The organism is uncultured Cyclobacterium sp. (assembly GCF_963976465.1).
GTDB lineage: Bacteria > Bacteroidota > Bacteroidia > Cytophagales > Cyclobacteriaceae > Cyclobacterium.
Window position 1 is genome coordinate 1 of sequence record NZ_CAXBOC010000129.1, and the last position, 11,675, is coordinate 11,675.

An 11,675-nucleotide genomic window follows, 5' to 3' on the forward strand; every position below is an offset into this window, starting at 1 on the left:
AGAAGCTTTTTTCCATAAGGCAAAGTCCACCGGATTTCTCTTTTCCGATTGCCCATCGAGCTCTCTACTCCCACTCATCAGTTCTTCTACCACACGACCGGACAATACCCCATACTGCTTTTCCTGCGCATTGTATTTGAGCACATCAAAATACACGCTTCCATTGACTTCGTATGCCAGGCCATTTTCAATGATTTCTTCGATAAGCTTGATTTGCTCCGGAATATGTCCGGTGGCACGAGGTTCGATGCTGGGCTTGAAAGTATTGAGCAGTTCCATATCTCTATGGTAGGAACCCGCATATTGCTGGGCCACTTCCATGGGCTCTAGTTGTTCCAGTTTTGCTTTTTTTGCAATTTTATCTTCTCCCTCATCGGCATCAGCTTCCAGGTGGCCCACATCGGTGATATTGCGGACGTAGCGCACTTTATAATTTAGAAAACTAAGGTACCTGAAAACGATATCGAAGGAAACCGCAGCCCTGGCATGCCCCAGGTGGGCATCTCCATACACGGTGGGACCACAGACATACATGCCTACATTTGGCGGATTAATGGGTTCAAAAAGTTCCTTCTCCCTGGTGAGGGTATTGTATATTTTTAACTTTTTTGATTGCATGGGGCAAATTTATCAAACTTTCAATACTTTTTTTAGGAAAATAATTTTATTACATTTGTACCTGAGTTAATTCATGACAACAGAGGGGACACAGAGTCCCCTCTTTCATTTATTGATCATTTTTGGGACAAAAACCAAAAGCAAGTAAGTAAAAAGATATGGATTTGAGGCAAACGATAGAAGAAATAGTGGAAAAGCACCTGCCTGACAGCAGTCATTTTGTCGTAGATGTTCAAATAGTGAAGAAGGGTAATAAAAAATCTTTACAAATATTAATTGACGCTGATCACGGCATTAATATTGATTCTTGTGCATTGGTAAGTAGAGCCGTAGGTGAAGAAATAGAAGCCAAAGAACTGATGGACACTGCTTACGTAATGGAGGTTTCCTCTCCCGGTGTAGATTTTCCTTTAAGTTCAAGGAGGCAATATCAAAAAAATATTGGCCGAAACTTAAAGGTTAGCCTTGAAGAAGGGCCGGAGAAGGAAGGAAAACTTACAGAAGTGGAGCAGACAGGAATTCAGTTATTGGTAAAGAAAAAAGAAAAAGGAAAAAAGGCTGTTGAAGAAACGATCAGCATACCTTTCGACCAAATTAAAAAATCAATTGTATTAGTCTCTTTCAAATAAAAACAATGGATGCTAAAATTCTGATTGAATCATTTGCAGAGTTTGCAAGATCAAAAAATGTGGACAGACCAACAATGATCCGCATTCTCGAGGATGTATTTAGGGCGATGATTCGTAAAAAGTATGAAACTGATGAAAACTTTGATGTGATCATCAACGCGGACAAAGGTGATTTGGAGATCGTAAGGATTAGAGAGATCGTGGACGACAATTCTGAAGATATCTGGGATCATGATAAGATTAGTTTGGCGGAAGCCAAAAAAATTGAGCCTGATTTTGAAATCGGTGAAGAGACCTATGAAAAAATAGAATTGGAAGATTTTGGTCGTAGGGCGGTAATGATGGCCAGACAGACCCTAATCCAGAGGATTAAAGATTTAGAAAAGGATTTACTTTTCCAGCAATATGAAGAGCTTGTAAGTGAGATCATCACTGCAGAAGTTTATCAAATATTGGGTAGAGAAATACTACTTATGGATGGTGAAGGCAATGAATTGATCATGCCCAAGTCGGAGCAAATACCAAAGGACAGGTTTAGAAAGGGAGATACTGTTCGGGCAATTGTTCACAAAGTGGAAATGATCAATGGTAATCCAAAAATTATACTTTCAAGAACATCTCCTATATTCTTGGAAAGGTTATTTGAGAATGAAGTACCGGAAGTATACGATGGCTTGATTACCATCAAAAAAATAGTGAGAGAACCGGGAGACAGGGCCAAGGTGGCTGTAGAATCATACGATGATCGGATAGATCCGGTAGGAGCATGTGTGGGTATGAAAGGTAGCAGGATTCATGCTGTGGTAAGAGAACTACAGAATGAAAACATAGATGTTATCAATTACACAGACAATCTTGATTTATATGTTTCCAGAGCATTAAGTCCTGCCAAGGTAACTTCACTCCAAGTGAATGAAGAAGCTAAAAGGATTTCGGTATATTTGAAACCTGATCAGGTATCTCTAGCCATAGGTAAAGGAGGCTTCAATATCAGGCTTGCCAGTCGTTTGGTAGGTTATGAGATAGATGTCTTTAGAGAACTTTCTGATTATGAAGATGAAGAAGATGTTGATCTATCTGAATTTTCTGACGAAATTGAAAGTTGGGTATTAGAGGAGTTGAAGAAAACAGGTTTGGATACTGCGAAAAGTGTATTGGCATTGACCAAAGAGGACCTTCTAAGGAGGACAGAATTGGAGGAAGAAACGATTGCCGATATATTTAAAATATTAAAACAAGAATTTGAATAGCAAATAACGACAGATAATTCGTTATCCCCTTTATATTTGCATTATTATAAATACAGGAATAGGTATTAGTATGTCAGAAGAAAAAATGATGCGATTAGGCCAAGTAGCCAGAAAACTCAATGTGGGGGTTTCCACCATTGTTGAGTCTATGGCCAAGAAGGGCTTTGAGGTAGAAAGCAATCCGAACTCAAAAATAAGTTCGGAACATTACAATATGCTTGCCAAAGAGTTCAAGTCTTCTGCTCAAGAAAAGGAAGAGGCCTCCCATCTATCTATAGGCAAAAGGCACAATGAGAACTTTACCATCAAGGCGGAGTCTGAATCTGAGCCTGAAAAAGAAATCAAAAAGCCGGAGCCGAAAAAACCGGTAAGCACTAGCAAACCGGCCAGTGCAGCTCCTCCTGCCGAGGAGAAAAAAGCTGAGGAAAAAGCTACTGATAAAATATCCAATGAAGCGCCTAAACTTCAAGGAATAAAAGTGCTGGGCAAAATTGATTTGGAAGGCAATAAATCCAAACAAAAGCCTGCAGAAGTGAAGGAAGAGGCAAAGCCTACCCCTCCTAAGCCGGTGGCGGAAGAGCCTAAAAAGCCCGAGCCTAAGCCTGCCGCCAAAAAAGCGCCTGAAGTTAAACCTGAACCTAAAAAGGAAAAAGAACAGCCTCAGAAAGCCGAGCCTAAAGCGGAAACGACTACGCCTAAACCTACTCCTACTCCAGTAAAACCCGAAAAGCCGGTAGCGAAAACTCCTCCTGCTCCAAAAGCAGAAGAGAAAGCCACCCCTCCTAAAAAAGCGCCAGAAACTAAACCTGAAGCGCCCAAGGAGCCTACTGCCCAATCGAAGCCTATTACTGAAGAGAAAGCAACTACTAAAGAACCGGAGAAACCTATCGAAAAGACTGAAGACAAGGTAATATCTGCAAAGGCAGATTCCCTTAAAGGTTTGACAGTATTGGGGAAAATCGAACTTCCCAAAGACAAGCCTAAGAAAAAATCCAAGCCGGTTGCCTCTTCTGATGAGCGCAACAAGGAGAAGAAGAAACGTCCTAGAAAAAGGATTGACAACCGTCCTGCCAAGAGTGGCGACGGAGCGAGAAACACACCTGCCGGAAGAGGTCCAGGTGGACAAGGTGGTGGCGGTGCCAGAAAAGGAAACAACCGAGGGGGCGTTGGACGTCCGGGAGGAAGAGGTCAAAATCCTCGTTTCCAAAAAGAGGAACCTACTCAAAAAGAAATCCAGGATCAAATCAAACAAACACTTGCACGTCTGCAAGGAGGTGGTAAATCCGGAGGTAGAGGAAAAAACAGAAGAGACAAAAGATCTGAAAGGACCAAGGAGGTTAGCGAAACCCCTGAGGAAAGCAAAATATTACGGGTAACGGAATTTATTTCCGCCAATGACCTGGCATCTTTAATGGATGTTTCTGTAAATGAAGTAATCTCTGTATGTATGGGATTGGGCATGTTTGTCTCCATCAACCAAAGGTTGGATGCAGAAGCCATCACCATCATCGCCGATGAATTTCATTATGACGTAGAGTTTACCAAAACTGACGAGGAAGAAACGGAAGTCATTGAAGAGGAAAACGAAGATACGCTTATAGAAAGAGCGCCGATTGTGACCATTATGGGTCACGTAGATCATGGTAAAACTTCCCTACTGGATTATATCCGAAGGGCAAAAGTAACCCATGGTGAAGCAGGTGGAATTACCCAGCATATCGGTGCCTATGATGTGGAAACTTCCGATGGACACAAAATTGCATTTTTGGATACTCCGGGTCACGAAGCATTTACAGCCATGCGTGCCAGAGGTGCAAAAATCACCGATGTGGCCATCATCGTAATTGCTGCGGATGACAATGTCATGCCACAGACCAAGGAAGCCATCAACCATGCCCAAGTTGCAGGTGTGCCCATGATCTTTGCTATCAATAAAATTGATAGGCCAAACTCCAACCCGGAAAAGATTAAAGAAGAATTGGCCAATATGAATCTCTTGGTGGAAGACTGGGGTGGTAAATACCAATCTCAAGATATTTCTGCCAAAACAGGTGCAGGTATTGATGAGCTTTTAGAAAAAGTATTGCTAGAATCTGAAATACTAGAACTAAAAGCCAACCCGGACAAAAATGCAGTGGGTACCGTGGTGGAAGCCTCCCTTGATAAAGGTAGAGGTTATGTATCCACCATCATGGTTCAAGCGGGTACACTGAACGTGGGTGACACCATCTTGGCAGGTCAACACTACGGTAGGGTGAAAGCCATGTTTGACCACCTGGGTAAAAAAGTAGACGAGGCAGGGCCATCCACACCGGTACAAGTACTTGGTTTAGGAGGTGCTCCTCAAGCAGGCGATGTTTTCAAAGTATATGATTCTGAAAGAGAAGCAAGGGAAATTGCCAACTCAAGGGAGCAGATACAAAGAGAGCAAAGTTTGCGCACCAAGAAACACATCACTTTGGATGAAATTGGTAGAAGATTGGCTATTGGTAGCTTTAAGGAACTTAACATCATTATCAAAGGTGATGTGGATGGTTCTGTTGAAGCCCTTTCTGATTCCTTGCTGAAACTTTCCAAAGACGAGGTAAATGTAAACATCATTCACAATGGCGTTGGCCAAATCTCAGAATCGGATGTATTGCTGGCCTCCGCTTCAGATGCGATCATTCTCGGCTTCCAGGTAAGACCTTCGGTCAATGCCAAACGCCTTGCTGAACAGGAAGAGATAGAAATCAGGCATTACTCCATTATCTATGACGCCATCAACCAGATCAAGGATGCCATCGAAGGTATGCTAGAGCCTGAATTTGAAGAAGTCATTACAGGTAATATTGAGGTTAGAGAAGTTTTCAAAATCTCTAAAGTGGGTACAGTTGCCGGTTGTTACGTAACAGACGGGTATATTAACCGTAAAAATAAAATCAGAATTATCAGAGATGGTATAGTGATTCACGAAGGTGAAATCAGTGCCTTGAAGCGATTTAAGGATGATGTCAGCGAAGTGAAATATGGTTACGAATGCGGTGTATCTATCAAAGGCTTTAACGATATCCAGCAAGGAGATACCTTCGAAGGGTATAAAATGGAAGAAGTTAAGCGTAAAAAATAAATCATTACAATTGTAAAAATATAAAAAGGGACAGCGTAAAGTTGTCCCTTTTTTGCTTTCAGGTCATGGAAACCCTCATTACAGGTATAAACATTTTGTCCTTTATAGCCTTATTAGGAACGATCCTAGGGCTGATAAGGCCGGTAATTGTCCTTTGGTTTATGCACCGTTTCAATAGGCTTAGTGTGATTAAATATTACGGTGTTCCTGCAATAGTCATGTATCTTGTTAAGCTAGCTTTGGTCCATTTATTCTAAAAAGGTAGAGAGACACCCTAAATTTCATTTCATCCCTTACAGGATTATGTTAAACGGAAGATATTTCGTCCTTCCAGTGCTTTAGACGATTATGCCTCTAGTAACGATGGGCTTCACCCATCGCTGTTAGATTCCGACCTGTCAGGGCTAACAAATGGAACACTTGTGTAATGATTCCCCATTGGTAGAATAGTTTTCTCCTCCGACAATTAGATTTTGCCACGAATATACATTCCCTATAGATAGGCCGACCAAATCGTTAAACTTTCGCTAATTTAGGGCTTAATCCCTAGCCCTGAAAGGGCAAAATATCAAAGCACAGGGTGAAGCCCTGTGTGAGCATAATTAATTCATATCCAAGCCCTGAAAGGGTGAGATAATTATTTTAAAGGAAGCCAAACCTTCTAAGGCAACAGTAGAACAGCCACTGTAGAAGCCCATACTTCTGTAAATGAACATTGAACCCAGATTGTGTAATAGAATTTCTCCGCCCTGACAAGGTCAGGGGTGATGCCTGTCCCGTGTTTACGGGAAGTGTTGCAATCGCAAGAAAATCAGGGCTGTTTGGAGATTTTAGCATAGCACCGCTATGGTGAAATCTCCAAACAGTAACGAAGTGGCTGATTTTGAAGCGATTTCAGCACGTAATAGATTGTCTATTGCATATTTCGGGTTGAATGATTTTGGCATCATTACATTTCTCTATCTCTTCAAATCCGACTTAATTCACTTTTTTATAACTGTACACCGCCAGCCCATTTACCAATATGGCGTAGACAAAGGTCTTCCATAACTGAGGCAAAATATCTGAAAAACCGGCCCCTTTTAACATTACCATTCGCACTACCTCTACAAAATACCTGATGGGATTAAAGGTAGTGATCATCTGGGCCCATTGTGGCATACTTTCTATAGGGGTAAACAAGCCACTCATTAGGATAAAAATAACCATGAAAAACCAAGCAATAAACATGGCCTGCTGCTGGGTTTCTGTAAAATTGGAAATAAATAGACCAATTCCCAGGACCACCAAAATATAAATGGTAGTATAAAAATATAGGGTGCCCAAGCTCCCTAGTAAGGGAATGTCAAAAATAAGTTTCGCAAGCACTAGTCCAATGGTCAACAAGCCCAAGCCTATGATCCAAAATGGAAATAGCTTTCCAATAATAAATTGACTTTTTTTGATTGGGGTGACGTTAATTTGTTCCAGTGTTCCGATTTCTTTTTCCCTCACAATATTCATCCCTGAAAGAAACAAGGTAATCATGGTGACCAATAGTACCAATATCCCCGGCACCATAAAAGTTTTATAATCCAATGTGCTATTGTACCAATAGGAAGGAATAATGGTAATCAGGCCGGCAAAGCCACTGCGGTTTTTATTACTCACAGAAGTCTCTAAGGCTATACCTTGGTTGAATTCCTGCACTATTTGTTGAATATAAGCAGTCTCTACTCCTGCTGCAGCCCCATCTATGGCATCCACAGTAAGCCCTAAGGAAGTTTTTTCTTGATTTACCAGCTGTCGTTCAAAATTATTGGGGATCTCCATGATTACATTTACTTTTCCCTGCAACATTCCTGCATAGGCAGCCTTATAGGATGAGTAAGGTGCAAGAAGGTTGAAATAGGCCGATGAACGGAATTTTTCAATCAGTGCCCGAGAAGTAGAACTGCGGTCCACATCGATGTAACCAAATTTTATATCCTTTACCTCATAGGTAGCTGCATTGGACAGAATAAGGAGTTGAACTATTGGTAAAACAAAAATAATAGGAAGCATTCCTTTATTTCTAAAGATCTGCTTGAATTCCTTTTGTATCAAATATCCGATGGTTTTCATTATTCAAGCCTGATTTTATATTTGTAGGTACTGATTCCAATAAAGAATAGCGTCATGCCTATAAGAATAAGCGTCTCTTTCCAAATAAAAGCCATTCCCACTCCCTTTAACATAATTCCTTTAATGATAAGGATAAACCATTTGGCCGGAATAATATTACTTATAATTTGTAAAGGAAGCGGCATACTGCCTATAGGGAATATAAATCCTGACAAGAGGATTACCGGCAACATCAAGCCCATCAAGGAAATCATCATGGCCGTCTGCTGGGTCTTTGCTATGGTCGATATTAAAATCCCCAATGATAAAGAGGTAAGAATAAACAGCACACTCTCAGTACCTAATAAAATCAAGCTTCCTTGAACCGGCATTTTAAAAATAAAGATACTTAGCAATACGATAATTATTGCATTTATGATGGAGAGCAAAATATAAGGAACCACCTTGCCCAATATCACCTGAAAAGGTTTTAATGGCGATACCAATAAAATTTCCATAGTTCCCAATTCTTTTTCCTTGGCTATGGAAATGGAAGTCATCATGGCAGAGACCAACATTAAAATTATCGTCATCACCCCGGGGACAAACATAAAAACACTTTTAAGTTCAGGGTTAAAAGCCATATGGGTTTGGGTCAATACCTGTGGACCTCCTACTTGATGGAGGTTTATGGATTGATTGTACTGCTGAACGATAGATAGAATATAATTGGTGATGGAATTGGCGGTGTTGGGATCCGTCGCATCAGCAACAAGCTGAATGGTGGCTTTCCCCCTTTTCACCAGTTTTTCGCCAAAGTCCTTTTCAAAATTAATTACCGCCTTAACCTTTCCTTCCTTGAAAACCCCTTCCACTTCGGATTCAGCAGCTAAATATCGGTTTATAGAAAAGTATTTGGACGAAGCCATCTTATTGATAATCTCAATGGTAGTCGCATCTTTGGCTTGGTCCAAAAAAGCAATTTCCACCTTATTGATTTCATTGGCAATGGCGAATCCAAATAATAAAATTTGGGCGATAGGCATCCCAAAAAGGATAAAAAGTGACCTTTTATCCCTATAGATATGGTAAAATTCCTTCCTTACAAAACCTATAAAACGTTTCATTTTGAAAAATTGAATTTCTTATTATTCATTTGGTTTACTGCCCCTTGCCAGTTTCAAGAAAACCTCATTCAGATTACTCGCCCCATATCGTTCCTTCAAAAGCTTAGGAGGGCCCATTGCCTCAATTTTCCCATTGACCATGATGGATACCTTATCGCAATATTCTGCTTCGTCCATATAATGCGTAGTCACAAATAGGGTTGTTCCCTTATCAGCAGCATGATAAATCATTTCCCAGAATTGCCTCCTGGTAATGGGATCCACTCCCCCTGTAGGTTCATCTAGAAAAACAATTTTAGGGTCATGCAGGAGAGACACCGAAAAGGACAATTTTTGCTTCCAACCCAATGGCAAAGCGCCAACCAGTTGATCAATTATATTTTCCAGTTTCAGCTCCGCCACCAATACCTTTACCTTCTCCTTAATCGTGGCTCGGGACAAGCCGTATATCCCACCAAAAAAGGTGATGTTTTCCCTCACCGTTAAATCATCATATAGGGCAAACTTCTGGCTCATATAGCCAATGTTCTTTTTGATAAGCTCGGTTTGGGCATAGACATCAAAGCCCGCTACTGTCGCTTCCCCAGAACTGGGTTTGGAAATGCCTATAAGCATTTTCATGGCCGTAGTTTTCCCCGCTCCATTGGCCCCGAGAAAGCCAAAAATCTCTCCGGCCTTTACTTCAAAGCTTATGGCATCTACAGCCAGAAAATCACCAAACTTCTTTGTTAGATTTTTGACCGCTATTACCTTGTTGTCTTTCATTCTTTTGCCATTTCCATGAAAACATCCTCAATGGTAGGTTCAGTTAAACCAATATAAATCCCGGTAAGTCCATTTGCTTTCAGGTATTCTTCCAGTTCAGGAATATCCAAATCGGATCGACTATCGGTGTAATGAACATATTCACCAAAGGGGTATACACTGTACAGGTAAGGGAATTCCCGAAGCACTTGTATCAATTTATGTCTTTCTCCGGCTCCGATTTCATAAACTGCTTTAGGGTACTTTTCTACAATTTTTTTAGGGCTGTCAATTTCCATAATATGCCCATTCTGCATAAGGGCTACCCTATCACACAAAGCAGCCTCATCCATGTATGGCGTAGAAACCAATATGGTAATACCTTTTGCTTGCAGTCGCTTCAACATGTCCCAGAATTCCTTTCTGGAGACGGGATCCACACCTGTGGTAGGCTCATCCAGAAAAAGCACTTTGGGTTTATGAATCAAGGCACAACAAAGGGCAAGTTTTTGCTTCATTCCCCCGGATAACTTTCCCGCTCTTCGGGTTTTAAAGGGTTCTATCTGTTCATAGATTTCCTTGATGAGCTCATAATTTCTTTCGAGCGTTGTACCAAAAATGGTAGCAAAAAATTGCAGGTTCTCCTCCACTGTCAAATCCTGGTATAGTGAAAACCTGCCCGGCATATAGCCGACGGATTTTCGAATCTCAATATAATCCTCCACTACATCCATGCCTGCTACTACTGCAGTGCCGGTATCTGCCAATAAAAGCGTAGTCAAAATCCGAAACAAGGTGGTTTTCCCTGCACCATCAGGCCCTATTATTCCAAACAACTCACCCGGTTTTACCTCAAATGAAATGTCCTGAACCGCACTTATGCCCTTATAGGTCTTGCTGATTTGGTGAAGGGAAATGCTCATATTTAATCCTTTATTTGTATGGTAATGTTTAAGGAGATTTTTGATTTAATTGAATTGGAAATCAAACAAGCCGCTTCAGATTTCTGAACAATCCGTTCGGCCCGTTCTCTATCTTTTTCATTGAAGATGGTCACCGTTGGTGAAAGAATAATTTCTGTCATGGCAAATTTGCCCTCCTCTTTGGCCAAAATTCCTTTTGCATTGCAGCTAAAAGCAGCAAAATCCAGTTTGCTGTTTTCTGCAATGGCCAAAAATGTAGTCATCAAACAACTACTCACCGAGGCAGTAAATAAATGTTCCGGAGACCAGATATTGGGCATTCCTTTAGGGAATTCCGGAGGTGTAGCCACCGCAATGCAATTGGACGAATCGGACTCGCCCATTTTAAGTTCCGGCGAACACATAAGGCCCTTTCTATCTACATTCCAATTGATGTCTACATTGTACTGATGGTTTTCCATGGGATTATTGATTATGGTTAGTTACTTTTTTCGCTCAAGTTATTTTCGATCCACATTTCGGCAGGCATACCTATTTTTAGGGCGCCATCATTTTTCACCTTTATTTTCACTGCATAAACCAAGTTTACTCTTTCTTCCTTTGTTTGAATGATTTTCGGAGTAAACTCAGCCGTAGAGGATACCCAGCTAACCTTTCCATCATATGCTTTCATTCCCTCATTTGAATCAATTTTTACCGTTACATCTTGCCCGATGCTGATATCCGGTAATTGCATTTCACTTATGTAAACCCTTAAAAGCATATTGTCCAAATCTGCAATTTTATATAGCGGCTTTCCAAAAGCAACAACTTCACCTGCCTCAGCGAATTTACCCAATACCGTTCCATAAATAGGATTCCTCAGAACACTTTGGGTGATTTGCTGATCTATCTGAGCAATGCGCGCATCAAAAGACAATGCTTCTTTCTCAATAGGCATTTGCTGACTTTGAACGTTTTTAATCTGTTTTTTTAAAACGTCGACTTGATTTCTCCCTTTATCCAATTGCTGCTGAGTGGCCGCACCATCGGCAAACATTTTTGAGATACGGTCAAATTCTAAAGCTGCGTTTTTTAATTGCTCTTCCAGCACATTTATCTGCGAAGAAATGCTGCCGGATTTTGATGCCACCGTTTCCTTGGCGGCCAACAATTGTTGCTTTGATAAAAACAAGGGCAAGGTGTCTACCAAA

The 11,675-nt window shown here is 41.0% G+C and carries 10 protein-coding genes; 3 read left to right on the top strand and 7 right to left on the bottom strand.

Going from position 1 to position 11,675, the window contains the following annotated elements:
- Nucleotides 1–618 (bottom strand): class I tRNA ligase family protein (locus AAC037_RS09215; RefSeq protein ID WP_339902715.1); only part of this gene is annotated, 618 nt, incomplete at its 3' end.
- Between the two features lie 158 nt (nt 619–776).
- Between AAC037_RS09215 and rimP the strand changes: the two genes are divergently transcribed.
- From rimP to infB, 3 genes are all read left to right on the top strand, one after another.
- Nucleotides 777–1,247 (top strand): ribosome maturation factor RimP, encoded by a 471-nt coding sequence (gene rimP, locus AAC037_RS09220; protein ID WP_339902716.1) that lies wholly within the window; start codon nt 777–779, stop codon nt 1,245–1,247.
- 5 nt (nt 1,248–1,252) lie between these two features.
- Entirely contained in the window at nt 1,253–2,497 is a 1,245-nt protein-coding gene (nusA, locus tag AAC037_RS09225; RefSeq protein WP_014019985.1) for a transcription termination factor NusA, read from the top strand.
- A 70-nt stretch (nt 2,498–2,567) separates the two neighbouring features.
- On the top strand, nt 2,568–5,606 hold the full coding sequence (gene infB, locus AAC037_RS09230) for a translation initiation factor IF-2 (RefSeq protein WP_339902717.1): 3,039 nt from the start codon (nt 2,568–2,570) through the stop codon (nt 5,604–5,606).
- 978 nt (nt 5,607–6,584) lie between these two features.
- Here infB and AAC037_RS09235 read toward each other — a convergent pair.
- From AAC037_RS09235 to AAC037_RS09260, 6 genes are all read right to left on the bottom strand, one after another.
- A complete protein-coding gene (locus tag AAC037_RS09235; RefSeq protein ID WP_339902718.1) occupies nt 6,585–7,709 on the bottom strand; it encodes an ABC transporter permease in 1,125 nt (374 codons plus the stop codon).
- Complete coding sequence (locus AAC037_RS09240; RefSeq protein WP_339902719.1) at nt 7,709–8,815, bottom strand: ABC transporter permease; 1,107 nt, start codon at nt 8,813–8,815, stop codon at nt 7,709–7,711. Before AAC037_RS09240 ends, AAC037_RS09235 begins: the two co-directional genes overlap by 1 nt.
- 21 nt (nt 8,816–8,836) lie before the next feature.
- Nucleotides 8,837–9,580: an ABC transporter ATP-binding protein gene (locus tag AAC037_RS09245; RefSeq protein ID WP_339902720.1), complete on the bottom strand. Its 744-nt coding sequence runs from the start codon at nt 9,578–9,580 to the stop codon at nt 8,837–8,839.
- The gene (locus AAC037_RS09250; protein ID WP_339902721.1) at nt 9,577–10,482 is read right to left on the bottom strand and encodes an ABC transporter ATP-binding protein; all 906 of its coding nucleotides are present in this window, start codon (nt 10,480–10,482) and stop codon (nt 9,577–9,579) included. The genes AAC037_RS09245 and AAC037_RS09250 overlap by 4 nt, the downstream gene beginning before the upstream one ends.
- Nucleotides 10,483–10,484: 2 nt before the next feature.
- Nucleotides 10,485–10,943 (bottom strand): OsmC family protein, encoded by a 459-nt coding sequence (locus tag AAC037_RS09255; protein ID WP_303615437.1) that lies wholly within the window; start codon nt 10,941–10,943, stop codon nt 10,485–10,487.
- Nucleotides 10,944–10,960: 17 nt separating this feature from the next.
- A partial coding sequence (locus AAC037_RS09260) for an HlyD family efflux transporter periplasmic adaptor subunit (protein WP_339902722.1) occupies nt 10,961–11,675 on the bottom strand: 715 nt, incomplete at its 5' end.